Below are 26,265 nucleotides of genomic sequence, written 5' to 3' on the forward strand. Positions count from 1 at the left end.
CTACCTATAAGATTTGCTATATCGATCAATAAGCCTTATACTCTCATTCCTCAGACGCGGGGTGGAGCAGTCTGGCAGCTCGTCGGGCTCATAACCCGAAGGTCGTAGGTTCAAATCCTGCCCCCGCAACCAGATTCAAAATGTCAGAAAATATCCTGATATTGTTTTAAAGATACAGACGCGGGGTGGAGCAGTCTGGCAGCTCGTCGGGCTCATAACCCGAAGGTCGTAGGTTCAAATCCTGCCCCCGCAACCAGTTGTAAAAATGTCGGAAAATATCCTGACATTGTTTTAAAAAGTACAGACGCGGGGTGGAGCAGTCTGGCAGCTCGTCGGGCTCATAACCCGAAGGTCGTAGGTTCAAATCCTGCCCCCGCAACCAATAAGTCGAAACCGTTGATCAGCTTAGCTGTTCAGCGGTTTTTGCTTTTGTGCGTGTGTTTTACACATGGATGTTTCCTATCAACATGATGGTGTTCGCTATCAGTCATCTGTTCTATTTTCCGCAGCGTCGAATCTTCTTCAGTTGCTGCGTACTTCAGATGTGAGTGGCTTACGCAAGATCCGTTTAGGCGAGCCGCGCAGCATCGTTATTAAGTTGGCCGTCCTTATCCCCCATATCCTTGAAATCCGTCTTTCCGTATGGTTTTGATCTGTCGCAGTGGGGTGCGCGTTATCAGTCCACATTGCTTAAGCCTTCGTTGGTAATATATCAAAATCGTCGTTTCGAGATGGAGCGGATATGAACAAGCGCAAGCGGTTTATTCGTATCGGAATCGGAGGCTGGACTTATGCTCCGTGGAGTGACAACTTTTATCCTGCTGATCTGACGCATGCACGTGAACTGGAATACGCTAGTCGAAAAGTCACGGCGATTGAAATCAACGGCACTTATTACAGCGCGCAAAAGCCAGCGACATTTGCGCGATGGGCTGCCGAAACGCCGGACGATTTTATTTTTTCTGTAAAGGCCTCGCGATATGCGACCAACCGGCGCGTACTAGCTGAAGCCGGAGAGTCGGTGGAGCGCTTCGTCGGCAGTGGCATAGCTGAGTTGGGCGTAAAATTAGGTCCCATTTTGTGGCAGTTTGCGCCTACCAAACAATTCGATGCAGCTGATTTTTCCGCTTTTCTGGCATTGCTTCCACAAAAAATCGACGGCCTGCCGTTACGCCATGTAATGGACGTGCGACATGATAGTTTCATGACGCCGGAATTCTTTAAGTTGATGCGTAAATATAAGGTTGCCAGCGTTTTTACTGACTCTGCGGACTATCCATCATTTGCCGATTTCAGTACTGATTTTGTGTATGCAAGACTAATGTGTAGTCAGTCAGAAGTGGCATCTGGTTATCCTCCGAAGGCACTCGATGCCTGGGCTGCACGCATCCAAGCTGTGGTGGAGGGCAGAACGATTGATCGTGCTGATGGATTTCCTCAAATAACTTCTGAGAGCAAGCAAGATGTGGCACGCGATATGTTTGTATTTTTCATTAACGGGGCTAAAGAACGTGCGCCCAGTGGCGCGATGGCTTTGTTGCAACGGCTAGTTAAGCTGGCGGATGTTTGATCTGGAAACTAGCTTAGCCGGCGTGCAAATTGCCGTATCGGGCAAGACTTAATTTGTCGCCCGGCATTTTGTTCATCTGACAAAAAACCCCACTATTGAGCGCATCAAGCAAAAAAATCCCCTCGCAGTATTACTGCAAGGGGATTTTTATTGGTAGCGCTGTATTGTTCTGAGGAGATCAGATTGTTATCACGCTTCGTTAATGTGTGTGCCTGATGTACTTCGGAAGTTAATGACGACCGCCACCGTGGCCACGATCATTGCCACGATTATCATGGCGACCGTTATTGCCGTTATTACGGTGATCGCGATAACCGCCACCACGATGATCGCCGCGTCCTCTTTCCCAGCCGCCACGGTTCAGTTGCCAGCCGCGATTGCCTTGTTCCCAACGTGGGCGTTGATATTGATAACCGGGTCGCGCCCGATCCCAATAACCTTGTCGCCAGACGTGACGACCGCCCGCCCAGTTCCAGTATCCTGGTGCCCAGATATAACCCGCACGCGGCGGGGGCGGGCGCTCATAGCGTGGTGGTGGCGGTCGCGAGCCGATGATGATGTTGACGCCGACCTGCGCGTTAGCTTGCGCCGAGATAAACGCGGTACAGCTAATCGCGGCAAATATTATTGCACTGAGTAAGCGTTTCATGAATGCCTTAAAAGAAGGTAATAATGCACTATACCTGTATAAATAATGACGGCAAGAAACGATTCAACTCGTTACAAAATCCCTTTTAGCTAAATTTTGTCCCGCGCCGTCGATGCATGGAAGAATAAAAGGAGGCGTGCCGACATCTCGCAGCCGGTAGCGATAAAATTGATCTTTTAAAATAACGGAGTCTGTATGCCACGACCAACACTTATCGGCGCTTCTGCTGCATTACAGACATTGTCTGGCTGGACAGCGGCAGATGACCGAGATGCGATTGAAAAAACGTTTTTGTTTGCCGACTTCAACGCTGCATTTGGTTTTATGACGCGAGTCGCTTTATTTGCAGAAAAATTGGATCATCATCCCGAGTGGTCAAATGTTTATAATCGTGTGATTGTATTGCTCACTACCCATGATGCAAACGGAGTGACGGAACTGGATGTGCGGATGGCGCAATTCATGGACCGCACTTCAGCTATTAATAGTAAGCCCCTCTCTTAAAACCTAAAAAAATCAACATGACGCAACCAGTAGTATTGATTACCGGCGCCGCAAAGCGCGTTGGCCGGGTGATTGCCGAACGCTTTGCGCAAGCTGGCTATGCGGTGGTGGTGCACTATGGCAATTCACAATTAGAGGCGCAGGAAACTGTCGCAATGATTCAAGCAGCCGGGCACAAAGCTGTAGCTCACCGTGCCGATCTGGCTAATCCCGCTGAATTATCGGACATGATCTTGGCAATATATGCCACATTCGAAAGATTGGATGTATTGGTTAATTGTGCCGCGATATTTTTTCCTGACACACTGGCTGATTTCACGCTGGAAGACCTGGAACGATCATGGCAAATAAATTGCCGCGCGCCGCTATTACTAACGCAGGCTTTTTACCAGCAGGCAAAGCAGCGCGGCCAGCAGGGTGTCGTGGTGAATGTCGTCGACCAAAAAGTGCGCGCCAACTTTCATCCCGAGGATTTTAGTTATACCGTGGCGAAAGCTGCGCTAGGAAATCTGACCGCTATGCTGGCGATATCCGGCGGCGCGGTATTGCGGGCGAATGCGCTCTATCCCGGCTTGATGACGCCCAGCGGTGATCAGACCCAGGCCGATTTTGAGTATTCGTCGGAGCGCTCGACTCCGCTTGGCTACATTGCGCCATTGGCTGAGATAGCGGAGGCGATTTTAATGCTAACGCGCCCCTCATTTAATGGTGCCGAATTTGTTGTTGACGCCGGGCAAAATCTGATTCGGGTAGATCGCGACGTGGTTAATTTGTATCGGGCACCTTAATCGAAAGCCTGGCATTTTGGGGAGGCATGGTTTCAGCGTATTGAGGTTGATGATGTAAGGAAGTGACGATAATGGCGACCAACGGACATCATCATCTTGCAGGAGCTTCCCGTGCGCATCTATAACGTCATTTCAGCAGTCTCAAAATACGTCCTTCTATTGGTGTTTTCTTCTGGCGCAATGGCCGTGGCGCAGGCCGCTGAAATCACCGCAAAAAGTCCCGCTCACCGTGTGGCGCTCGTGGAGCTTTACTCAAGCGAAGGCTGCAACAGTTGTCCACCCGCCGATGCATGGCTGGCAAAAATAGGTGCTAAAACCAATGCGGAGTTAGTCGTGCCATTAGCATTGCACGTCGATTACTGGGATGGACTGGGATGGAAAGATCGTTTTGGCGATCATAAATTTACGCTGCGTCAACAGGCGTTGGCCGATTTTGCCAGCAGCAAGGTTGTTTATACACCGGAAGTATTTGCCGGCGGACGCGAACTTCGGCATTGGAACTCGGCAAGTGCAGCGGACGGCGCAATACAGGCTATTACAGCGCAAGCATCTCCCGCCGATATCACGATTAAATTATCCCCGAAAGGTGCGCGTTTGTTTGACTTGTCTGCCAGCGTCAAGCTACGCAGCGATTCCAGGCAACCGCATAGCGCTTATGTTGCCGTATATCAAAACAAATTAGTTTCCAAGGTAGCCGCTGGCGAAAATGGCGGAGTGACGTTGCATCACGAATACGTTGTTCGCCGTTGGCTCGGGCCATTTGCATTAAAGGACGGCGCGGTAGAAGTTCAGGAAAAAATTGCTCTCGATAGTATTGGTATCGATGTTCCGGCGGATCAGATTGGAATAGTAACGTTTGTGCAGAACGGGGTGACTGGCGAGGTGCTGCAAGTGGCGCGACTGGCATTAAATCACTGAGATGGATTGCAGTCTGATGTTTGGATGGTTGTTTGAATTTAAATTAGCGCGTTTGATAGATGAACGTCGCACGGCAGTTTTCTGGCTGGGATGTTATTTGATATAGCGCTGCTAATGTGAGGCGGGGATAATGGACTATTTTTTGCGCGTGTAATTTTGAATTTATTACGCTGTCTTAGCTACGATCGCGCAATATTCGGGTAACACCGTGAATCCTGCGAACGTTACGCAGCAGACGGGCCAGATGAACGCGGTCTTCAACCTGAATTGTAAAGATTAATTGCGTCATCATCAGATCTTTATCGTCATCCATATTGACGTAGGTAATGTTGGCGTCTGACTCGCCGATATCAGCGGCCACCCTTGCCAGAATTCCCTTGTCGTTATGCACTAATACTTTGATACGACAATCAAAACGGCGGTTTAGGTCAGTGGCCCAGCGTACTTCAATCCAGCGTTCAGGATCTTTGCTACGCTGGCGTTTGGCGACGTTGCAATCTTCGGTATGAACAATCAAACCTTGATCGCGCTTGAGTTGACCGATCAGCAAGTCCCCTGGGATCGGTTGGCAACAAGGTGCCAATTGGATCGATACACCTTCGCTGCCATTGATCACTACTGGATCGGCTTTGGTTGGTAATGCCAACCCTTCCATATCTAGTAATGGCAATGAAATCGGTTGGTTTTCCAGCAGACCCATGATGTGGCGCGCCACCAATGCCGCCATACGTTTACCGACCCCGATATCGGCATAAATTTCCTCTAATGAATTCGCGCTTGATTCGTTCAGCAATCGTTCCACCACGACTGGTGCCAATGCGGGATTCAGATTAAGCGTCGCCAAGGCTTGCGATAGTAAACGTTTGCCGAGATCAACTGACTCATTCAAATTGACAGTGCGAAGGTGATGACGAATCGCCGAACGGGCTTTGCCGGTGCGTACAAAGCTAAGCCAATTGGGGCTTGGTCGCGAACTGCTAGAAGTGATGATTTCGACGATATCGCCGTTGTGTAATTCTGAGCGTAACGGTGCCGGTTCGTGATTAATCTTGGCGGCAACAGTTTGGTCGCCGACATCTGTATGAATGGTATACGCAAAATCAAGCGCGGTGGCACCACGGGGAAGGGCGATGATTTTCGACTTAGGCGTGAACACGTAGACAGAATCGGGGAACAAGTCCACTTTGACGTGCTCTAAAAATTCAGCAGAGTCGCCAGTTTGTTTCTGAATATCCAGTAACGATTGCAGCCACGCGTGCGTGCGTTGTTGCAACTCACTTAAATCGCCATCTTCGTCTTTGTATAGCCAATGTGCTGCAACGCCGGATTCTGCTACGCGATGCATATCTTGCGTTCTGATCTGGAACTCGACCGGTGTCCCATAGGGGCCGATTAGCGTCGTGTGCAGAGATTGATATCCGTTAAGTTTAGGGATAGCGATATAGTCTTTGAACTTGCCCGGCATCGGCTTATACAGCGCGTGCAAGGTCCCCAGCGCGACATAGCAATTGGCAAACGTATCGACGACAATCCGAAATCCGTACACATCCAACACTTGTGAAAATGACAGATGCTTGTTGCGCATCTTTCGATAAATCCCGTAAAGGGTTTTTTCCCGGCCATCGATTTGGGTGGGAATACCGGTAGCCAGTAGCGTCGTATTCACCGATTCCAGAATTTTGCTAACCACTTCGCGGCGATTGCCGCGGGCTGCTCTGACCGCTTTCAGCAGAGTGCGATGGCGCAATGGATGTAAATGCGAGAACGACAGCTCTTGCAATTCGCGATAAATATTGTTTAAACCAAGACGATGCGCAATTGGCACATACACTTCCATCGTTTCACGTGCAATGCGGCGCTTTTTCTCCGGGACCATGACGCCCAATGTGCGCATATTGTGCAGACGGTCAGCTAATTTGACCAGAATCACACGGACATCGCGTGCCATAGCCAGCAGCATTTTGCGGAAGTTTTCCGCTTGCGCTTCAATTTGACTTTGAAATTCGATTTTGTCGAGTTTGGAAAGACCATCTACCAAACTTGCGACGGGCGCACCGAAGCGCTCAATTAACTCTTCTTTTTTGACATCCTGATCTTCCATCACATCGTGCAGCAAGGCAGCCATAATCGCTTGCGCGTCTAGCTTCCAGTCGGCACAGATTTCAGCGACAGCAATCGGATGGGAAATATACGGTTCGCCTGATTTGCGCATCTGTCCCAGATGCATTTCATCTGAAAAGCGATACGCTTCCTTGACCTTCTTCAGTTCGGAAGGATTCAGGTATTCGGCAAGTTTGGTGGTCAGGTGGGTGATCGATGCAACGCCCACATGGGGCGTTGGCTGATCAGATGGTGCAGGCTTACTAATTTTGACAGCGCGAGGCAATACGGCTCGTTTTACAGGAGCGGCTGATGGTAAGGTCGAATCTGGAGGAGTCAGGTTCATACAGTATAGACAGCAGCCGCAGTATGTGAACGATTAACCCGGTACCTTTTTTAGCATTTCAATGCCAACTTTACCAGCAGCGATTTCACGCAGAGCGATAACAGTCGGTTTATCTTTTGCATCTACTTTAGCAGTATGGCCTTGGAGTAGTTGACGTGCGCGATAAGTTGCGGAAAGAGTCAATTGAAAGCGGTTAGGGATGTGTTTAATGCAATCTTCAATGGTAATACGGGCCATACATTCTCCGAAAAACAATAATTGTCAATTTCGCAACAGCGTCGTTTTATCGTCGTTGTCAGCAAGGTTAACCAAGTGTTAGCTTAAGTTGGCATGAATGCCAAGTTGCGCAAATAAGGATGCATTACGTACTGCTTGTTGGGAGAAGCGGCAGCGAGTTGCTTTAACAATCGCGGTCAGTTCTGACAAAGCAGAGGAAAATTCTTGGTTGATAATAACATACTCAGACTCAGGGGCATGGGCGATTTCCCCGCCTGCCGCCAGAATCCTGCGCGTAATCACTTGCGGCTCATCCTGCCCGCGCTTCTTTAACCGATCTTCTAATGCCGCGATGGACGGCGGCAGTATAAAAATACCCACCGCATGCGGGAATTGTTTCTTAACCTGTTGCGCACCTTGCCAGTCGATTTCTAACAACACATCAGTGCCAGCTTGCATCTGCTCACCAATCGACAAACGCGAAGTCCCATAATAATTGCCGTGGACTTCAGCCCATTCAAGAAATTCGCCCTGCTTATGCCGGGCACGGAAATCCTCGATAGAAGTGAAATGGTATTCCCGACCATTTTTTTCCTTAGGTCGTGGCGGGCGGGTGGTGTAGGAGATCGAGAGCTTAATTTCTGGTTCTTGCGCCAATAAAGCATTCACCAATGTTGATTTCCCAGCGCCCGATGGGGCGACCACCATAAATAAACTGCCGGACATGGGATGTTCATCGGGCATGGCGGCTAGGCTCAGAATTTCGCTGGGGGATGGGGGTAGTAGTGGCGGCGTCATGGCAGTGGGTTATTCGCAATCAAAGTGGGGCGGCTAGAGGCGTATTTTATTAATTTACGCTTAATATATGGCTAGCAGGTAGTGCAGCATTGTATCAGCGCAAGAGCTGAATTGCAGGTGGATGCGAGGGCTTGAGTCTTACAATCCGATAACATCGTTCCTTGGACTAGGTGTCCAGTTCGATTATTTGTTAATAGTATTCAATTAAGGAAGTAACGATTTTTGCATTCTTAATTTGCAAGGATGGGTGACGATTTTGGTCAGGTGGGTGTACACGTAGACGAATTTTGTCGATTTTTTGGGAGTAAACGGTTTGGTTTTAAGCCGTTGGGCGGTGTTTGGAGGTTGGCACGCTAACTGCTTTATGGTGGGGGTAGTTCCAACCGAATCCAATGGGAGTTTTGCATGAACAAATTTATCCGTCGTACATCAACACAAGCACAAAAAGGTTTCACGCTGATCGAATTGATGATCGTTGTTGCCATCATTGGTATCTTGGCTGCTATTGCGCTGCCAGCTTATAAAGACTACACAGTGCGTGCAAAGGTAACTGAACTGATCTTGGCTGCATCAAGTGGAAAGACTCAGATTGCTGAGTATTGGCAAGTCAATGGGGCTTTTCCATCAGCTGCATCATTAGTTTTGACTCCCATGGCAACAACTTATGTAGCTAGTTTGGGGCAATCCGGTGGAACTATCACCGTCCAGGCGACTACGGCTGAAACTAATATCAGCGGGAAAACTATCACTTTGACACCGACTGATGCCGGTAACGGTGTGTTAACCTGGACATGCGGTGGAACCATTGCAACAAATTATCGTCCGGCTAGCTGCAAGTAATCAGTTTCTTTACATGAAATTTTGATTCGCGTTTAAAAAGCCTCACGTTGTGAGGCTTTTTAATTTTAAGGCGAATGATGGCAGGTCTTTTTGAGTTTTTACTTTTGCCTCTATTGGGTATGTGCCATTGATCGCGACCGCCTCGTTATATCCAGACCTGTCAATTGAACTCTTTGTCGGACAATATGGGCAGAGCAGTGTCATCAGAAGATACTCAAATATATGTCTTTGAACAAAAAAGTTATCAGTCCTTTTTGGATGGTGATTGCTTCCTTAGCATTGTCATGTACCTGGCTTTTGCCTAATCATTACCCACCGTGGACGACCTTTCACAGCGACGCCTGGGCCTCAATTGTTTTAACAATGGTTGGCATGACGATCTTGCTGCTAAGGTTGCGTGAGCGGAACGAGTGGCATTGGCCCGAAATTGTAGTTGCGGTCTTGATTTTTATTCCTATTGCGCAATTCTTTTTTGGCATGTTGCCTTTCTGGGGAGTTGCATGGATCAATTCTATCTATTTGACTGGTCTGCTTTTGGCTTTATTGGCGGGAACGCGATGGGAGAAAGCCGCAAACGGGGAGTGTGCTGATTTTTTGTTTTTAGGAATCGGCATCGCGGCGCTGATTTCTATGTACTTTCAGTTGCATCAACTATTGCGCTTTGACGGGTTCGATATTTGGATTTTAAAATCGAATGATTTTCGTCCAGGAGCGAATTTAGGACAACCCAATCAATTTGCTACGCTACTTATTTTGGGAATGCTCGCGTCTGCCTGGGGATTTAAGCGACGGCAACTCTCGGCCCCTGTAGCTATCTTGATGACCTGCTTTCTTTTATTGGGTGTAGCGCTTACGCAATCCCGAACTGGATGGTTGAATGTTTTTGTTATTCTAGCTGCGCTATTGCTGTGGGCGTGGTTTTTAAGATCCAAACGTATGCTCGCAACTGCCATTGGATTGGGATTGTATTTCATCGCGTGCGTCATTAATCTCCCTTGGATAATTGATTCTTTATTATTCGAAGGGAATCGAGATTTAGCGGAGCGTTATCTGATCGGGGCCCGACCGCAGGTTTGGCGCATGTTTATTGATGCAGTACAGCACCAATCTCTTTTTGGATATGGATGGGGGCAGCTGACGCATGCGCAATATCAGGTTGCAAATGAGCATCCTGATCTTGGTATGCTTTTCTTTCAATCTCACAACCTATTTCTGGATTTGATTCTTTGGAACGGCATACCGATTGGCTTGTTAATTAGTGGATTAATTATTTGGTGGTTTTTGGCATGTGTACGTCGAATTAAAGACCATGAAGATGCAATTTTATTACTGTTTATAACAGTCTTGGCAACGCACGCGATGCTTGAACTCCCTTTACATTACGCGTATTTTTTATTGCCTGCTGGGCTGGTTGTTGGTGTGTTAAATGTGCGTCTTGGCTTTCGTTCTGTATTTGTGACGAGGTCATGGATAACCTTGACGCTATTTGTCTTATCGACCACCGCGCTCTCCATCACGATTCTTGATTACCTACGCGTGGAGTCCAGTTTTAATGTTTTGCGCTTTGAAAACGCACATGTAGGTAAAGTAACCGCGGCAGAGCCTCCCGACGTTCTTGCCTTGACGCAATTTCGTGAAATGATCCGATACGCTCGCATTCAACCCAAAATGAAATTCGATGCGAAGGAGTTGAATTGGATGCGTGATGTTGTGGAAGCATCCCCTAGCCCATATGGTGTATATCAATTGGCGCTCGCCCTTGCGGTAAATGGTAAACCAGATGAGGCACAACGCTGGCTTCAGAGACTTTGCAAAACGTCTCCCGATGAGCAATGTCAAGGTGCTAGAAACAGTTGGGAAATCGAAGCGCGTAAGAACAGGTTCATAGCCGCTGTCGCATGGCCAGTTAAGCGCTAAGACGCAATAGGGAAGTATTTTTGTTCTGATTCAACTCTCGAACACATGAATATCGGTTACTGTCGAAAATCGAATTTTGTAGTTTAAATAATCAGTTTAATTAATCTCAATTTTTTGGGGTTGATCCAGATACCCCTAAAAAATTATGCTGACTTTATTGTTGCGGCGAACGCCAATTATATTGATAGTCGTTTTGACATTAATAGTCAGCCCGTTCTTATTTTTTCCGTGGAGCGACATCGGGCCGCACGATAAGCAGCGCATTGTGGAGGTATTGGTGCTTTCATTAGGCGCGGTCTTGGCGCTTTTCCGATTCGTGCAATCAAAAGTACCATCCATGTTATCCCGCAAGACAATTTATTGGTTGGGATGTTTCTTTTTTTTAGGATTTTTATCGTCTTTGCAGGCCTACTCAATACGCCATGCGCTATATGAATGGTCGAGTTTTGGTCTATTACTATTGCTGGCCTGGACGATTGCTTTGGAATTGCGAGAAGCACCAGATGCATTGTTACGGAAAGTTCTGCTTATTTGTGGAATTGGATGCGTCTTATATTTTTATAAGGAATTTTTTCTATACATACTAGCCCTGCAAATCGATGGCCAGCCTAACCCGGAAGTTTTTATTTTTGGCTTCGATAATTTACGGTTTTTTAATCATATTCAAACGATTAGTTTGCCGTTGCTGGGTTTATGGGCGGTGCACAGTGCTTTAAATCAACGCAATGAATCTCGCTTCACTTCCCAAATTTTTCCTTTTATTGCTACATCCTTTTGGTGGATGATGTTATTCGTTTCAGCCGGACGGGGGACGTTTATCGGCGTTTTTGCCGGAATCATCGGGGCGTGGTTATTCCAGCGTCGTCTTGCCATGCCTTGGTGTCGAGTAATGATCATTACTTGTCTTGCGGGATTGTGCGCTTACGCCATTTTCTTCGTTACATTACCAATTTTGGTCGGATTGCAGCCTTTCGGTTTCCTTTCCGAGTTAGGTAGCCGAACGTTGAGTGATCCGACTTCTAGCCGTCTTTCTTTATGGTGGCGCGCGTGGGAAATGATATTGGCGCATCCTATATTTGGTGCTGGGCCTTTGCATTTTGCGCACTACGCCACTAACGTACAGTTCGGCGCGCATCCACATAATTGGATATTGCAAATAGCATCGGAGTGGGGTGTGCCTGCAGTATTTTGTTTGATTGTTGTGATAGTGATCGCATTCCGTTCACTGATGAGGACCGCGACAAAAATTAAACCGGGCGACGAAAAAAATCAGGCTGCGCTAGCAGCGTTTTTGGCAACCGGCATAGCCATTCTTGTAGATGGTTTGGTGTCAGGATTAATTGTGATGCCAACAAGCCAGTTATGGATCGTTTTATATGTTGGTTGCGCATGGGGATGGGTGTCGTCACTAAGCAATGAAACTAAGGCACTTCCTCCTGAAGGCTCTCAGGTTTTGCATAAAGCAGCATTGGCTTTGACGGTGCTTGTCTTATTGATATGTTTCGGGTGTGGATTGTGGCCAGAGATCCTGAGTTTGCCCAAATATGAAGCTAAAGCGGTGGATAGTGGGGTTTATGTACGTAACGTTCTACGCCCGCGCTTATGGAAAGCAGGTTACTTTTAGTCGTTATGGATTTTTCCCGGATCCCGCATTGCCTGCTTGTTATATCCGTAACTTATTCGCAGGTATACGCGATCTAAAATTCAACCCTAGTCTGAGTGACGGCTATAATAGCTGTCGTTGATGTGGACGCAGGTCCAGCACCGATCAGGCAATTTCCAGCAATTTTTATATACCCTCTGCAAGCGCAGACTTATACAAATACAATCATTCTATGCAATACGTTTCCACGCGCGGCCATGCTACGGCACAATCCTTTTCGCACATTTTGCTCGGCGGTCTGGCACCTGACGGTGGTTTATATCTGCCAGAAACATATCCTCAAGTCACCTCTGAAGAATTAAATCACTGGCGCACGCTGCCCTACGCTGATCTGGCGTTTGAAGTGCTGAAGAAGTTCGCCACCGATATTCCGCAAGCCGATTTGAAGGCTTTGGCGCATAAAACCTATACCGGCGAAGTATATCGAAATGGACGCGCCGGAGAGAGCGCAGACCAAATTACGCCGTTGCGAGTATTGGAAGAAGCCAACGGCTGCAAGCTTGTTTTGCAAGCGCTGTCGAATGGGCCGACGCTGGCGTTCAAGGATATGGCAATGCAGTTGCTGGGTAACTTGTTTGAGTACACGTTGGCCAAGGACGATGCTGCGCTGAATATTTTTGGTGCGACTTCTGGCGACACTGGTAGTGCGGCGGAGTACGCGATGCGCGGCAAAAAGGGACTCCGTGTTTTTATGCTGTCGCCGCATAAAAAAATGAGTGCGTTTCAGTCTGCGCAAATGTTCAGTTTACAAGATCCGAACATCTTTAATATCGCTGTTGAAGGCGTGTTCGATGATTGCCAGGATATGGTCAAAGCCGTATCTAACGATCATGCGTTCAAAGCAGCGCAAAAAATCGGCACCGTGAATTCGATCAACTGGGCGCGTGTTGTTGCGCAAGTTGTGTACTACTTCCGCGGTTATCTCAGCGCCACTACGAGCAACGAGCAAAAAGTATCGTTTACTGTGCCGTCGGGCAACTTTGGGAATATTTGTGCCGGGCATATTGCTCGCATGATGGGTTTGCCGATCGATAAATTGGTGGCGGCTACGAATGAAAACGACGTTTTGGACGAATTTTTCCGTACCGGGATTTATCGCGTGCGCAAATCGGCTGAAACCTACCATACCAGTAGCCCGAGTATGGATATCAGCAAAGCCTCCAATTTTGAACGTTTCGTATTCGACTTGCTAGGACGTGATCATGCGCGTTTGGCAGCGTTGTTTCATAAGGTTGAGACTGAAGGCGGCTTTGATTTGTCGGGAAATCCTGGTAGCGATGGCGACGAATTCCGCAAAATCGTGGAATACGGCTTTCAGTCTGGCAAGTCGACTCATCAAGATCGCTTAGATACTATTCGCGATGTGGAGAAACAATACGGCATCACGATCGATACGCATACCGCCGACGGCGTTAAAGTCGCGCGCGACTATTTGACGCCCGGTGTTCCGATGATTGTGCTGGAAACCGCCTTACCCGCCAAATTTAACGAGACGATTCGCGAAGCCTTGGGCCGCGATGCAGAGCGCCCTGCGGGTTTTGAAAACATTGAGGCCTTGCCGCAGCGATTTGACGTGATGGCAGCGGATGTGGCGCAGGTTAAGGCCTATATCGCGGCACATACTGGCTTGTGATAACCGGGTAAAAACAGGCTAACGACAGATGCAAAAACCACAAATGCTTACGGTCACTGAGGCGCTGGACGTGCTGCTGGCCGCTGCGCGGCCTTTGACGGAGGTTGAAGTGGTACCCACTTTGGCCGCAAATGGTCGCGTTCTTGTGAGTGCCCAAACCTCCCAAATGAACGTGCCGCCGTCTGACAATACACAAATGGATGGTTATGCCGTGCGGGCGGCGGAATGCGTGAGTGGTGCGGCGCGTTTGCCCGTTTCGCAGCGAATTCCTGCCGGGCATGTCGGGCAGCCATTGCAGGAAGGCAGCGCCGCACGCATATTTACCGGGGCGTTAATTCCGCCGGGTGCTGACGCTGTTGTGATGCAGGAAATGTGCGATGTCGATGGCGATGCTGTTGTCGTCCGTCACTCACCCGCATCCGGTGAATGGATTCGTCGGGCAGGTGAGGATATCCATGTCGGCAAAGAGATTTTGCCCGCTGGCACGCGGTTGCAGGCCCAACATCTTGGGTTAGCGGCATCTGTCGGTTTGGCAGAGTTGTCTGTACTGCGCAAATTGCGTGTCGCGGTATTTTTTACGGGCGACGAATTAACAATGCCGGGCGAGGTGTTGAAAGCTGGGGCAATCTACAACTCAAACCGCTTTGTACTGCGTGGATTGTTAGAAAATTTAGGTTGCGAGCTGACGGACTACGGCATCGTTCCCGATTCGCTGACCGCTACACGCGAGACTTTGCGCATTGCCGCGCAACAACATGATTTGATCATTACTTCGGGCGGTGTTTCGGTCGGCGAAGAGGATCACGTTAAACCTGCAGTGGAAGCGGAAGGCCATCTGAATATGTGGCAAATCGCTATGAAACCGGGAAAACCGCTGGCTTTCGGTGAAATTAATCGGAATGCAGCCGATATTGGCCAGGCTGGTACGACATTTTTTATAGGTTTACCCGGCAATCCGGTATCCAGTTTTGTGACGTTTTTGATGTTCGTGCGGCCTTTCATTTTACGATTGCAAGGATGCAGTAACGTGATGCCAGAGGTGTATATACTGCGCGCAGATTTTGATTGGCCGAAAGCTGATCGGCGACAGGAATTTTTACGTGTAAAAATGAATCTAAACGGTGGTCTGGATTTATTTCCGCATCAGGGTTCGGGCGTATTAACGTCCACCGTCTGGGGCGATGGATTGGTAGATAATCCGGCTGGCAATACTATTGCGGCTGGCGATGCGGTGCGTTTTCATCCATTTTCAGCGCTGATCCAATAACGGCGAAATGTTGATGCACATCTGCGTATGTTCTGTGATCAGCATCCGGCAGCGTTAATATGGCATGTTGAATTTCAAAGTAGGAAAGCTTCATGAAGATTCACTTACGTTTTTTTGCCAGCATGCGTGAAGCACTTAACGTTGCGCAGGAAACGCTCGAACTGCCTGAAACGGTGCAAACCGTAGGCGATATCCGCGCCTATTTGCGTCAACGTGGCGGTATCTGGGAAGAAGTTCTTGGAGAGGGCCGTGCGCTAAGAATGGCGTGCGATCAGGTCATCGCGACCAATGATTCTCCTGTGACCGCTGATGCTGAAGTGGCGTTCTTTCCGCCGGTGACAGGCGGTTAATTGACGCTAATGGCTTACCGAGGCAGGCGGGCCTTTGCAACGGCTTGTCGCTAAGTCCTGTTTTATACCGACTTTCGAATCGTAAGGATTGACCTATGCCCATACGCATTCAAACCGCAGACTTTGATGTTTCGACAGAATTGCTGGCCATGCGCCAGAACAACCCCAAAATTGGTGCCGTTGTGAGTTTTGTGGGAGCGGTGCGCGATATAAATGAAGGCAGCGCGATTGCCGAAATGACGTTAGAGCATTATCCCGGCATGACTGAAAAAGCGCTGGCCGCCATCATTGTGCAAGCGCAGGCGCGTTGGAACATTTTCGATACGCTAGTGATTCATCGTGTCGGGCCATTGCAGCCGATGGACCAGATCGTATTAGTCGCGGTTGCGTCGGCACACCGTGGCGAGGCTTTTGCGGCCTGCGAATTTATCATCGACTATCTCAAAACGGAAGCGCCGTTCTGGAAAAAAGAACAAACTCCTGAAGGTGCACGTTGGGTTGACGCGCGTGAAAGTGACGATGCAGCGTTGAATAAATGGAAATAGCGTAAGAACGCATCCATCTCGGTGCTCAAATTCCAAAAAAGTCTTATATCAGCTAAGAGGCAAACTGCGGCTAGGCCATGCATTTGCGCTTGCAAAGCTCTCCTCATTTCACACTCCAAAACGCTACAGTGGTCCAAATAGGTGTCTAATTAAGTTTGGTATTCTTGAAATACGCCGTCAAGTCCCAATTTCCTGAGTAATAGACATATTGGAGGAAACAATGCGTTTCGACAAACTCACTACAAAATTGCAAGAAGCTATTTCTGACGCCCAAAGTCAGGCCGTTGGCAATGACAATCAATATATTGATCCTATACACGTCATTCTGGCATTGCTGAATCAGGATGACGGCAGCGCGCGTTCGCTTTTGCAACGTGCGGGCGTGAATATTGCCGCATTTTCGACCGGGTTAAAGGCGGCGCAGGAGCGTTTGCCGAAGGTTTCTGGCAACAGTGGAGAAGTGCAGATTGGGCGTGAATTGCTGGGATTGCTTAATCTGGCAGACAAAGAAGCGCAAAAACATGGCGATCAGTTTATTGCTAGTGAAATGCTTCTTCTGGGACTGCTTGACGACAAGTCGGATGCCGGTCAATTGGCGCGCCAGCACGGTTTGACGCGCAAGGCGTTGGAGGCGGCCATCAGTGCGGTACGTGGCGGCGATAACGTCGCCTCCCAAGATGGTGACGGCCAACGCGAAGCATTGAAAAAATACACACTTGATCTGACTGAACGCGCACGCCAAGGCAAATTAGACCCTGTAATCGGTCGGGATGATGAGATTCGTCGGGCGATTCAGGTTTTACAACGCCGTAGCAAAAACAATCCTGTTTTGATAGGCGAGCCGGGCGTCGGTAAAACGGCCATCGTTGAAGGGCTGGCGCAACGTATCGTGAACGGCGAAGTGCCGGATAGCCTGAAATCCAAGCGAGTGCTATCGCTGGACATGGCTTCACTTTTGGCGGGCGCTAAATTCCGTGGCGAGTTTGAAGAGCGCCTGAAAGCGGTATTGAAAGAAATCGCCCTCGATGAAGGTCAGACCATCGTCTTTATCGATGAATTGCACACCATGGTCGGCGCTGGCAAAGCCGAAGGTGCGATGGATGCCGGAAATATGCTGAAACCTGCGTTGGCGCGCGGGGAGTTGCATTGTGTGGGTGCAACGACGTTGGACGAATATCGCAAATATATTGAAAAAGATGCTGCCTTGGAACGTCGTTTCCAAAAAATTCTGGTGGACGAGCCTAGCGTTGAGGCGACCATCGCGATTTTGCGTGGCTTGCAAGAGAAATATGAAGTGCATCATGGCGTACAAATCACTGATCCCGCCATCGTCGCTGCGGCAGAATTATCGCATCGCTATATCACCGATCGGTTTTTGCCAGATAAGGCGATTGACCTGATTGATGAGGCCGCTGCCAAGATCAAGATTGAAATCGATTCTAAACCCGAGGTGATGGATAAGCTTGACCGCCGGTTGATTCAACTTAAAATCGAGCGCGAAGCGGTGAAAAAAGAAAAGGATGAGGCGTCTAAAAGACGTTTTGATCTGATCGAGCAGGAGATCGAGAAGCTAGAGCGCGAATATGCGGATCTGGAAGAAGTCTGGAAGTCCGAGAAGGCTAACGCCTTGGGCAGCCAGCATCTCAAAGAAGAAATCGAAAAACTGCGCTTGCAAATCGATGAAGCAACACGGAATAGCGATTGGCAGAAAGTCTCTGAACTGAAATACGGCAAATTGAATCCGCTGGAGCAGGCGCTGGAAGCGCAGCAAAAGCAGGACGCACTGGCCGATGCAAATCCTGATCCGAGCGTTAAACCGCGATTGGTGCGGACGCAAGTTGGGGCGGAAGAAATTGCAGAAATTGTGTCGCGCTCCACCGGTATTCCCGTCTCCAAGATGATGCAGGGCGAACGTGAAAAGTTACTGAAGATGGAAGACGAATTGCATCGCCGCGTAGTTGGGCAGGATGAGGCGATTGCTGCGGTGTCGGATGCTATTCGGCGCTCTCGTGCTGGATTGAGCGATCCTGATCGGCCGTACGGATCGTTCATGTTTTTAGGACCAACCGGGGTCGGTAAAACTGAATTGTGCAAGGCGCTGGCGGGCTTTTTGTTCGATACACAAGATGCGATGATACGTATCGATATGAGCGAATTTATGGAAAAACATTCGGTCTCGCGTCTGATCGGTGCGCCTCCCGGCTATGTTGGTTACGAGGAGGGCGGTTATCTGACCGAAGCTGTGCGTCGGAAGCCGTACAGTGTGATTTTGCTCGATGAAATTGAGAAGGCGCATCCGGATGTCTTCAATGTCTTGCTGCAAGTGCTTGATGATGGGCGTATGACTGATGGTCAGGGACGCACCGTAGATTTCAAAAATACGGTGATTGTGATGACATCGAATTTGGGATCGCATCGGATTCAGGCGATGGAGGGCAGCGATCCTGCCGAAGTAAGAACCGAGGTCATGGCCGAAGTCAGAAATCACTTCCGTCCGGAGTTTATTAATCGGATCGATGAAATCGTCGTGTTTCATTCGTTGGACGAAAAGAATATTGGCGCCATCGCCAAGATCCAGTTGAAGATTTTGGAGCAGCGACTTGCTAAGCTGGAGATGCGACTCGAAATTTCGGAGGGCGGTCTGCAAAAGATCGCAGAAGCTGGTTTCGATCCCATCTATGGCGCGCGCCCATTGAAACGAGCGATCCAACAGCAAATTGAAAATCCATTATCAAAACTTATTTTAGAAGGTAAGTTTGGGCCGAAAGATGTTATTCACATAAGTGTGAACAATGGTGAAATAGTTTTCAATTAGCCAGGTTAGGTAACTGTTTTAGTGTCGATAAGGGTAAAATCACGGGCAGCTTACCAGTGCTTTAGAACAACAAAAAGAGCCACAAGGGAGACCGGGTGGCTTTTTTTTGCCTATCGGTAGGAGATTGCCGCGCTTGCTCGACGCCACTAATGCGTTATTGACAGAAAAGCTGGATGTATGGATCGTCAAGCGCAATTCCCTGTCAATTAATTGCGGGTGCAGGACCGTAAGTCCGATAAGCTTTCGCTTTGGGATAGATGCATAACGCATTTTCTGGGAAAATTTTGAAGAAATATTCGCTACAACGGCTATTTATTCTGCCCTTTGTCATTCTGATACTGAGCCTTGCGGTCACGATGGGCTGGTCTTTGTATCGCGCTGGTCAGAATGCAACGGATGCGATTTCGCAGAAGACGTTGGCTGATTTGATGAGCAATATCGATCAAGCGACCGAGCGCCAGTTGCATGACACAAAGGCGGCCTTGCGCGTGATCACCCTTGCGCTTTTGCCGCCGAAAGGCGATGTCAAGCAGGAATCCAATATTTTGTTTTCTAGTGAAATAGGTGACTTGCAGGAGCGACTCTGGATCGCCAGCAGCCTGTTTCCCGAGTCCAGCCGGTTTGTTTGCTTTGGCGGGGTTGATGGGCAATTTATCAGTGTCAGAAAAGCGAGTGATAATGAGTTTTTGTTGCGACTACGCGGCGCTGATCTGGGGCCGACTTCGCTTTACCGCGCAAACAGTCCAAATGGCGAAGTGACGCTGTTAAGCACCGAAGAATACGAACCGCGTCAGCGGGCCTGGTATATCAATGCGCTTAAGCATAGCGAAAATAGTTGGTCACCTATATTCTCCGAGGCCCGCAGCAACGAACCTGCGATGGCGCTTACCCAGGTCGTGTCTACTGAACAGAAAAAGATATACGGCGTAGTAGCCGCGGAAATGCCGTTAAAGCCCTTAGGTGAGTTTTTGCGTTCGGTGGCGATTGAAAAAAATGGTCTGGCTTTTATTGTCGAGCGCAACGGCGATCTGGTTGCCAGTTCGACTAACGATAATGCGTATGTCGGCGCCACGCATCCTGTATCTGAAGAAACCAAAAATCTGATCCCGTTGACACACACACCACCCTTGCGATGGAATGTCAGCGCAACTTCTTCCCCGCTTATGCGCGAAGCCTGGAAATCAGTGCAGCCACAATTAAAGTTACAGCAAGCCCATGACTTTGGCGGCGTAGCAGGCGGGCGGCCCCCAATGGTGAGTACCGCATTTAGTAGTTCGCTGGGCCAGATTGAGGTGGCTGCGCGGGTTTTTCGGGATGAGGGCGGGCTGGATTGGGTAATTGTATTGGCGACGCCTCGCTCTAATTTCTGGAATTCGGTGAATGGCGGTATTTATCATAGTCTGCTACTCGGACTGGTGGCGATCCTGATATCGATGGTGTTTGGTTTTGTGACACTGCGTTGGGCTTTGAGAGATATCCGCAAGTTGACCTTAGCTGCGCAAAATATCGGTAGCGGTTCGCCGTTTATGCCTTTGGGAATTGATCGCAAGGATGAGATCGGGCAATTGGCACAAAGCTTTCAGGCGATGGAACGTAATTTGCGCACTGATCGTCTGACCAATTTGCTTAATCGCGATTCGTTGATTGCACAAATTGAATTCATGCGGCGCAACGCCCTCGATCCAAAGTCGTTCAGTTTTGCGATGCTGTTTATCGATTTAAATAAATTTAAAGGCGTCAACGACCAGTTCGGCCATGAACAGGGAGACCGTGTGTTAATCGAAGTTGCGCAACGTTTGCAGAACGCAGTGCGCAAAGATGATGCTGTGGCACGTTTTGGCGGCGATGAATTCGTGGTGTATTTACACGGCGTCACGAATCAGGAAATCGCTACTGCGGTTTGCCAAAAAATAATTGGCGTACTAGAAACCCCGCTGGATATGTACGACGGCACGCCGTATTCGGTGGGGGCATCGGTTGGCGGCGCGTTATATCCGACAGATGGTCTGGATATCGAAACATTATTGCGGGTGGCTGACAGCCGGATGTATAGTATGAAAAAATTTGGTGGTCAGACCGATTGACGCGCAGCTTACGCAATAGTTTGCGTTGATATGCATGCCAGATAATATTTGTTAAGGAGATGGTCGTGATTTTTTCTACCTGTGATATTTGTGATGCTAATGAAGATAAAATTGGCGAAGGTCGTTTGCATGTCTTACCGCCGGTCTTTTTAGGATTTGGCAAACAAGTACGGTTTTTTGGTCAGGCGCGTACGCTAAAAGTATTCGAAGATAACGTTTTGGTTCGTGCAACGTTAGAAACACCCGGTCAGGGCCATGTATTAATCGTCGATGGCGGCGCAAGCCTGCGCTGTGCTTTAGTCGGTGGAAATCTTGGCGTACTGGCAGAGAAAAACGGCTGGGCCGGTATCGTCGTCAATGGTTGCGTGCGCGATTCGGAAGAGCTGAATGGTTGCAACATCGGCATACGGGCTTTAGCTTTGCATCCGCAACGCAGCGTGCGGAAAGGCGTTGGCGAACAAGATATCCGTGTAACGATCGCTGGCGTGGCAGTATCGCCGGGCGACTGGGTATATGTCGACGTGGATGGCGTGCTGGTGGCCGCTGAAAAATTGCATTGAGCCAGCATCGATAAAATAGTCCTGAAGCTACTTTTGCGGGTAGTCAGGCTAACTTCTGGATTTATACAGTCTTCCGCGCTTCCCATTACCTCTTAATTTCATCGCAGGACCAATTAATTATCATGGCTATTACTCTCAAACATATCGTTATCTGGAAACTCAAAGAGCACGCAGAAGGCGCTGACAAAGCGACGAATGCGCACAAGTTAAAAGCGTTACTGGATAGCTGCGCTGCAATCGTGCCCGGCATACTCAAATTCGATGCCGTGATCGCGCAAGATGGTTTGGAAGCGACTTACGATGTCATCCTGAACGCGGAATTTGATTCTCGTGAAGCATTGGATGCCTATCAGCATCATCCAACGCATGTTGGGATTAAACCTTTTGTCGGTGCTGTGCGCGAGGCGCGACAATGTTTTGATTATGAAAGCTAAGCGCTGCGCTTATCTTGCAGAGCCGGGTTTCTGCTATTTTTAGCTTTTGTTGGTGATACGCCTTTCGCTATTGCTTAAATTTTTCTCTCTTAGTCTCTTCGTTAGCCCCCATGTTTCCAGAGCACGTCTTTCCGCTTGATAATCCTTTTTTGACATTCCTCGGTGTTGAGTTTATCGATATGGGCGAGGGAGCCGCCACGCTGGCGCTGAACCTGCAACCGCATCATATGAACAGCGGTCAGGTCACCCATGGTGGCTTGTCGATGACGATGCTCGATGTTGTGATGGCGTTGGCCGGACGTACACTTAATCCGCAAGCCAGCGGCGCGGTCACGGTCGAAATGAAAACCAGTTTTCTGCAACCGGGTGGCCAAGTGGGTGGACGGATCGTTGCGAAAGGTAAAGCTTTTTATCGCTCCACGACGATGTGTTTTTGCGAAGCAGAATTATGGTACGGCGAAAAATTGGTAGCGAAATCGCTAGGCACTTTTAAATATATGAAAAGCACGCCAGCCAGTCGTAAACGCCTAGCCGATTCGGCTAGCGCTGCCGATGCCTGATCTTCGGAGATTAACAATGCAACTCAAAGTAACGGTCGACAACTGGGAAAACCTGCAAGACGATGCCGGGGCTATTCGTCGTGAAGTGTTCGTGATCGAACAAAAAATTCCTGAAGAGTTGGAATGGGATGAAATGGATGCCGTTTGTTTGCATGCCGTTGCATACGACGAAGCGGGACAAATATTGGGCACCGGCCGCTTGTTGCCTGATGGCCATATCGGTCGTATGGCGGTCAAATTGGCCGGGCGAGGTCAAGGTGTCGGCGGTGCGATTCTGGAAGCGTTGATGGCACAAGCCCGGCAACGCGGGGATGCAGAAGTCGTCCTGAATGCACAAACTCAGGCGGAGATGTTTTATCAACGCTACGGCTTTAGCCGCTATGGTGAGGCGTTCCAAGAAGCCGGTATTCCCCACATCTCGATGCGGCATGTGTTTGCCTAATACTGCCATCAATACAGCTGCTAAGAGCGAATAGCCCTATTGGATCAAACGCTCTTCCAGCACGGCTGTTCCGCAAGCGTGCAATTTCACCAACGTTGAGTTACGCGTGCCGTAATCCTGCGAAGCAATAAATACCGATGACAACAAGCGTTCCCGTTCGATGCCTACGCCGGTCGACGGCAAGCGGCAATCGCCAGCAGTGGTGGTATCCGTCAGCATGTCAAAGTAGGTTTCATCGGGCGCACCCTGACATAACAGGCTGGCAAACTGGGCCTTAGTTCTGACCACTTTGGGCCAGCAGACATCCAGCAGGGCATTTGATAAGCCATAGATGCCCGGCGCTAACGGTTGCCCATTTCTTGGGTCCGATTGTCCTTTGTTGGAAAACCATACCAATTCTTTACCGTCGTGGATCAGCAAGTTAAAGCCGTTATAGTCATCCGCGTTGGCACTAATTTGAGCGATGTATTCGGCTGCTGTCGCGCCACTGTCCAGAAAATCAGCGACCAATGCGCCTCGGGTTGGCGCATTTTCATGTCGCTCTGACGGTGCGCGCACGTTGGTAATGGCCGCAAAGCGCCCCGTTTTGCTGATCCCTAACCAAGTGCCGCCATCTTGCAGATCGCGTCCTGCATAAATGTTCGGATGATCTTCCCACCAAGTGGCTGGCGCGCTGGGACGTGCATAAAATTCATCCCGGTTTGCAGCTGCTATTAAGGGCAGGCCGGGGATGACTTTCCAGGAGAAAACGATTAAGCACATGATGAACCAGTAGAAGAAAATTCAGAATCGGACGCAGAAACTGCTTTGAAAGCAGATTCACACAAAAATAACTCGGTATGACGCTGGCCTTCAATCAACGGTCCAATGCCACTGTCTGCAACGGCTTGCGCGATGGTTTGCGTAAAATCGTCGGGGACATTTTCGTATACTTCCATCCAGGTGTGATGACCATTTTCGATTTCCGGTCGCCGCTTTAAGGCGCTGGAAATATGCTGCTGGCGCGATAGTGAAGCCTGCATCGCCACAGCGGCACCCGAAAATTGCTCTGCGTGATCGGCTGAAACCCGATAATAAATGTAGAGGTCCATACGCGTCAGCTATACCAGTTTAGCTATGGGGACGATCGGGTCTGGCATCGCGTAAGGCATGGGAAGGAAATGTAACTGCGGACCGTCGATTGATCCTAAATGGACGCTGCCATTTTCTAATGCCGCGAGTTTGATTTCCAGCAGGCAGGTCGAAGAAGCATCATTAAGCCGTTCTGCATTCACGATCATGCCGCAAGGTTGCAGCGGATCTTCGCTGGAAAACACTTCTGCAGCGGCAGCGATATCAATCGCGGCAACGTTTGCCAATACAGCGCGGCGTTTGTTTTTACCGAGATATTGACTACGTGCGACGATTTCCTGACCGGGATAACATCCTTTTTTGAAATTCACGCCGCCGACAACTTCGTAATTAATCATTTGCGGTACAAATTGCTCTTGCGTTGGCAGCGTAATTTGCGGAATCCCCGCTGCAATTTGTCCCAATCGCCATACCCGCGCATCGACTACCGGCAGGGTTTGCAAAAGGACCGGCCACGCGGCGGCAGCTATTTCTGGCGTCGTGATCCATTGATATCGGGCTACGCCATTGGCATCGTCGCAGCGCATCAATGTACCGGCGTCGTTAGCAATTTTGGCGTACGGTAAGGCGGGTAGCTCGGCAAACCAGGGTGCGAGCGCGGCAGCGACGGCGATGCCACCCAGACCCAGAGTGGCATAGCTTTCAGTCGCATCAACCAATTTGGCTTTGGCGCGTAAGATAAACATTTGCAGACGTTTTTGTACCGTTGCCTGAATAGTGCGTGGCAATTGTAGAAAAATGGTGTCAGCGGTTTTCCACATCAGCAATGTCGCCAGCAAGCGACCTTTTGGGGAGCAATAACCCGCCAGCCGGATTTGGTCCAGCGGCAATTGCACGACATCGTTGGTGACCTGATTGTGCAAAAAGTTGGCGGCGTCATCGCCGGTCAACGCGATCAGACCGAGATCTGTTAAGGGGGCGAAAAAATTACCCTGCGCATCGGGCGAACCTTGCTCTATATCGGCGTTATTTTGGGTCAAAAGGTCTAGCCAGTTAATTGTTAAAGTAGTCATAATTTTGGGGCATTCTCGATTCAGCGATTATCATGTTGGGTTGATTATAAAGATGTCGCAAAAAAGCGTCGGGTAAAGCCACTTTTTCGACCTCTTGACCTGATGTAGCAAACCCGCGGAGCGATTGAACTTGTTTAAGAAACTATTCCTTTTTGTTGTTTTATTGAGCTTATTAGCCGTTGGCGGCATGGTTTTTTGGGCCAAACAGCCGGTGATTACTGTCGGAGAACCAATGCCATTTACCATTCTGCCGGGCAGCGGTCTTGATAGCGTCGTTCAGCAAATTGCTAGCGCAGGTGTGCCGGTGAATCCTGAGTTGCTTGGTTTGTTAGTCCGACTGACCGGGAAAAGTGGCAAGCTGAAGGCAGGCAGCTATGAAATAAAACCGGGCACCACGCCTTTGCGCCTGATTACACAATTGGTGCGTGGCGAATTTGCGCAGGAATCGCTGACGGTGATCGAGGGCTGGACATTCCGTCAGATGCGGCAGGCTGTCGCCGCGCAGACTGCGTTGAAGCACGATACGGCGACGCTGACGGATGCTGAATTGATGGCTAAAATTACGACTGACTACACGCTTCCAGAGGGGCTATTTGCGCCGGATACGTATTTATTCGCAAAAGGGTCCAGTGATTTGCAGGTGTATAAACAGGCGCATGCGTTATTGTTGAAGCGTTTGAACGCCGCATGGGAAAACCGCGATTCCACGTTACCCTATAAAACGCCCTATGAAGCGCTCATCATGGCCTCAATTGTCGAGAAGGAAACCGGGCGCAAGGCAGAACGGACGAATATTGCAGGCGTATTTATCAATCGGCTGCGGATTGGCATGTTGTTGCAAACCGATCCAACGGTGATTTATGGGATGGGGGATCAATATAAAGGCAGCATCCGCAGACGCGATCTGACGACTGATACGCCCTACAATACCTATACGCGTCCGGGATTGCCGCCGACCCCGATTTCGTTGCCCGGCGATGAGTCGTTGCACGCGGCGATGAATCCGGCAAAAACCGATGCACTGTATTTTGTGGCAAAGGGTGATGGTAGCAGTCACTTTTCGAGTAATCTCAGCGAGCATAATCAGGCAGTGAATAAGTACCAGCGTTGATCTGGTTCCCT

The 26,265-nt window shown here is 49.3% G+C and carries 25 protein-coding genes and 3 tRNA genes; 21 read left to right on the top strand and 7 right to left on the bottom strand.

Features of this window, described 5'->3' with window-relative positions; translation table 11 throughout:
- Nucleotides 1-55: 55 nt before the first annotated feature.
- The 4 genes from C7W93_RS00440 to C7W93_RS00455 all read left to right on the top strand — a co-directional run bounded on the left by C7W93_RS00440 (nucleotide 56) and on the right by C7W93_RS00455 (nucleotide 1,570).
- Nucleotides 56-132: transfer RNA gene (locus tag C7W93_RS00440), tRNA-Met, on the top strand.
- 47 nt (nucleotides 133-179) lie between these two features.
- A tRNA-Met gene (locus tag C7W93_RS00445) sits at nucleotides 180-256 on the top strand.
- A gap of 49 nt (nucleotides 257-305) precedes the next feature.
- Nucleotides 306-382 (top strand) — tRNA-Met (locus tag C7W93_RS00450).
- 360 nt (nucleotides 383-742) lie between these two features.
- Nucleotides 743-1,570 (top strand): DUF72 domain-containing protein, encoded by an 828-nt coding sequence (locus C7W93_RS00455; RefSeq protein ID WP_108438262.1) that lies wholly within the window; start codon nucleotides 743-745, stop codon nucleotides 1,568-1,570.
- Nucleotides 1,571-1,799: 229 nt separating this feature from the next.
- On the opposite strand, the gene C7W93_RS00460 is transcribed toward C7W93_RS00455, so the two are convergent.
- On the bottom strand, nucleotides 1,800-2,219 hold the full coding sequence (locus tag C7W93_RS00460) for a YXWGXW repeat-containing protein (protein ID WP_108438263.1): 420 nt from the start codon (nucleotides 2,217-2,219) through the stop codon (nucleotides 1,800-1,802).
- 195 nt (nucleotides 2,220-2,414) lie between these two features.
- Here C7W93_RS00460 and C7W93_RS00465 point away from each other — a divergent pair, with 195 nt between their 5' ends.
- The 3 genes from C7W93_RS00465 (at nucleotide 2,415) to C7W93_RS00475 (ending at nucleotide 4,429) form a co-directional block, all read left to right on the top strand.
- Nucleotides 2,415-2,723 (top strand): 4a-hydroxytetrahydrobiopterin dehydratase, encoded by a 309-nt coding sequence (locus C7W93_RS00465; RefSeq protein ID WP_108438264.1) that lies wholly within the window; start codon nucleotides 2,415-2,417, stop codon nucleotides 2,721-2,723.
- A gap of 17 nt (nucleotides 2,724-2,740) precedes the next feature.
- Nucleotides 2,741-3,511, top strand: coding sequence for an SDR family oxidoreductase (locus C7W93_RS00470; protein WP_108438265.1), 771 nt, complete (start codon nucleotides 2,741-2,743; stop codon nucleotides 3,509-3,511).
- 111 nt (nucleotides 3,512-3,622) lie between these two features.
- A complete protein-coding gene (locus C7W93_RS00475; protein ID WP_225869714.1) occupies nucleotides 3,623-4,429 on the top strand; it encodes a thioredoxin family protein in 807 nt (268 codons plus the stop codon).
- A 175-nt stretch (nucleotides 4,430-4,604) separates the two neighbouring features.
- Here C7W93_RS00475 and C7W93_RS00480 read toward each other — a convergent pair whose 3' ends face one another.
- From C7W93_RS00480 to gmk, 3 genes are all read right to left on the bottom strand, one after another.
- The gene (locus C7W93_RS00480) at nucleotides 4,605-6,875 is read right to left on the bottom strand and encodes a bifunctional (p)ppGpp synthetase/guanosine-3',5'-bis(diphosphate) 3'-pyrophosphohydrolase (protein WP_108438266.1); all 2,271 of its coding nucleotides are present in this window, start codon (nucleotides 6,873-6,875) and stop codon (nucleotides 4,605-4,607) included.
- 33 nt (nucleotides 6,876-6,908) lie between these two features.
- Nucleotides 6,909-7,112, bottom strand: a complete 204-nt coding sequence (gene rpoZ, locus C7W93_RS00485; protein WP_108438267.1) for a DNA-directed RNA polymerase subunit omega — start codon at nucleotides 7,110-7,112, stop codon at nucleotides 6,909-6,911.
- 78 nt (nucleotides 7,113-7,190) lie between these two features.
- Entirely contained in the window at nucleotides 7,191-7,835 is a 645-nt protein-coding gene (gene gmk, locus C7W93_RS00490) for a guanylate kinase (protein WP_108438268.1), read from the bottom strand.
- A 459-nt stretch (nucleotides 7,836-8,294) separates the two neighbouring features.
- Here gmk and C7W93_RS00495 point away from each other — a divergent pair, with 459 nt between their 5' ends.
- From C7W93_RS00495 to C7W93_RS00555, 13 genes are all read left to right on the top strand, one after another.
- Complete coding sequence (locus tag C7W93_RS00495) at nucleotides 8,295-8,729, top strand: pilin (RefSeq protein ID WP_108438269.1); 435 nt, start codon at nucleotides 8,295-8,297, stop codon at nucleotides 8,727-8,729.
- Between the two features lie 222 nt (nucleotides 8,730-8,951).
- Nucleotides 8,952-10,646, top strand: a complete 1,695-nt coding sequence (locus C7W93_RS00500) for a PglL family O-oligosaccharyltransferase (protein WP_108438270.1) — start codon at nucleotides 8,952-8,954, stop codon at nucleotides 10,644-10,646.
- A gap of 265 nt (nucleotides 10,647-10,911) precedes the next feature.
- A complete protein-coding gene (locus tag C7W93_RS00505) occupies nucleotides 10,912-12,270 on the top strand; it encodes an O-antigen ligase (protein ID WP_161539846.1) in 1,359 nt (452 codons plus the stop codon).
- 211 nt (nucleotides 12,271-12,481) lie between these two features.
- Nucleotides 12,482-13,942 (top strand): threonine synthase, encoded by a 1,461-nt coding sequence (gene thrC, locus C7W93_RS00510; RefSeq protein WP_108438272.1) that lies wholly within the window; start codon nucleotides 12,482-12,484, stop codon nucleotides 13,940-13,942.
- Nucleotides 13,943-13,970: 28 nt separating this feature from the next.
- Entirely contained in the window at nucleotides 13,971-15,209 is a 1,239-nt protein-coding gene (gene glp / locus C7W93_RS00515) for a gephyrin-like molybdotransferase Glp (protein ID WP_108438273.1), read from the top strand.
- Between the two features lie 92 nt (nucleotides 15,210-15,301).
- The gene (moaD, locus tag C7W93_RS00520) at nucleotides 15,302-15,559 is read left to right on the top strand and encodes a molybdopterin converting factor subunit 1 (RefSeq protein WP_108438274.1); all 258 of its coding nucleotides are present in this window, start codon (nucleotides 15,302-15,304) and stop codon (nucleotides 15,557-15,559) included.
- 95 nt (nucleotides 15,560-15,654) lie between these two features.
- On the top strand, nucleotides 15,655-16,104 hold the full coding sequence (gene moaE, locus C7W93_RS00525; RefSeq protein ID WP_108438275.1) for a molybdopterin synthase catalytic subunit MoaE: 450 nt from the start codon (nucleotides 15,655-15,657) through the stop codon (nucleotides 16,102-16,104).
- Nucleotides 16,105-16,324: 220 nt separating this feature from the next.
- Nucleotides 16,325-18,919, top strand: a complete 2,595-nt coding sequence (clpB, locus tag C7W93_RS00530) for an ATP-dependent chaperone ClpB (RefSeq protein ID WP_108438276.1) — start codon at nucleotides 16,325-16,327, stop codon at nucleotides 18,917-18,919.
- Nucleotides 18,920-19,203: 284 nt separating this feature from the next.
- The gene (locus C7W93_RS00535) at nucleotides 19,204-21,003 is read left to right on the top strand and encodes a sensor domain-containing diguanylate cyclase (RefSeq protein ID WP_161539847.1); all 1,800 of its coding nucleotides are present in this window, start codon (nucleotides 19,204-19,206) and stop codon (nucleotides 21,001-21,003) included.
- Nucleotides 21,004-21,062: 59 nt separating this feature from the next.
- Nucleotides 21,063-21,563, top strand: a complete 501-nt coding sequence (rraA, locus tag C7W93_RS00540; protein ID WP_108438278.1) for a ribonuclease E activity regulator RraA — start codon at nucleotides 21,063-21,065, stop codon at nucleotides 21,561-21,563.
- A gap of 122 nt (nucleotides 21,564-21,685) precedes the next feature.
- Entirely contained in the window at nucleotides 21,686-21,997 is a 312-nt protein-coding gene (locus tag C7W93_RS00545) for a Dabb family protein (protein WP_108438279.1), read from the top strand.
- Between the two features lie 110 nt (nucleotides 21,998-22,107).
- Complete coding sequence (locus C7W93_RS00550) at nucleotides 22,108-22,557, top strand: PaaI family thioesterase (RefSeq protein WP_108438280.1); 450 nt, start codon at nucleotides 22,108-22,110, stop codon at nucleotides 22,555-22,557.
- Between the two features lie 16 nt (nucleotides 22,558-22,573).
- Nucleotides 22,574-22,999 (top strand): GNAT family N-acetyltransferase, encoded by a 426-nt coding sequence (locus C7W93_RS00555; RefSeq protein ID WP_108438281.1) that lies wholly within the window; start codon nucleotides 22,574-22,576, stop codon nucleotides 22,997-22,999.
- A gap of 36 nt (nucleotides 23,000-23,035) precedes the next feature.
- On the opposite strand, the gene C7W93_RS00560 is transcribed toward C7W93_RS00555, so the two are convergent.
- From C7W93_RS00560 to C7W93_RS00570, 3 genes are read right to left on the bottom strand one after another with little or no spacing between them, the layout of a single operon-like run.
- On the bottom strand, nucleotides 23,036-23,761 hold the full coding sequence (locus C7W93_RS00560; protein WP_108438282.1) for an NRDE family protein: 726 nt from the start codon (nucleotides 23,759-23,761) through the stop codon (nucleotides 23,036-23,038).
- Nucleotides 23,752-24,090, bottom strand: coding sequence for a DUF4936 family protein (locus tag C7W93_RS00565; RefSeq protein ID WP_108438283.1), 339 nt, complete (start codon nucleotides 24,088-24,090; stop codon nucleotides 23,752-23,754). The genes C7W93_RS00560 and C7W93_RS00565 overlap by 10 nt, the downstream gene beginning before the upstream one ends.
- A 9-nt stretch (nucleotides 24,091-24,099) precedes the next feature.
- Nucleotides 24,100-25,143 (bottom strand): folate-binding protein YgfZ, encoded by a 1,044-nt coding sequence (locus C7W93_RS00570; RefSeq protein WP_108438284.1) that lies wholly within the window; start codon nucleotides 25,141-25,143, stop codon nucleotides 24,100-24,102.
- A gap of 130 nt (nucleotides 25,144-25,273) precedes the next feature.
- Between C7W93_RS00570 and mltG the strand changes: the two genes are divergently transcribed.
- The gene (mltG, locus tag C7W93_RS00575; RefSeq protein ID WP_108438285.1) at nucleotides 25,274-26,254 is read left to right on the top strand and encodes an endolytic transglycosylase MltG; all 981 of its coding nucleotides are present in this window, start codon (nucleotides 25,274-25,276) and stop codon (nucleotides 26,252-26,254) included.
- Nucleotides 26,255-26,265 lie beyond the last annotated feature (11 nt).

The sequence above is a fragment of the Glaciimonas sp. PCH181 genome (assembly GCF_003056055.1).
Classification (GTDB): domain Bacteria; phylum Pseudomonadota; class Gammaproteobacteria; order Burkholderiales; family Burkholderiaceae_D; genus Glaciimonas.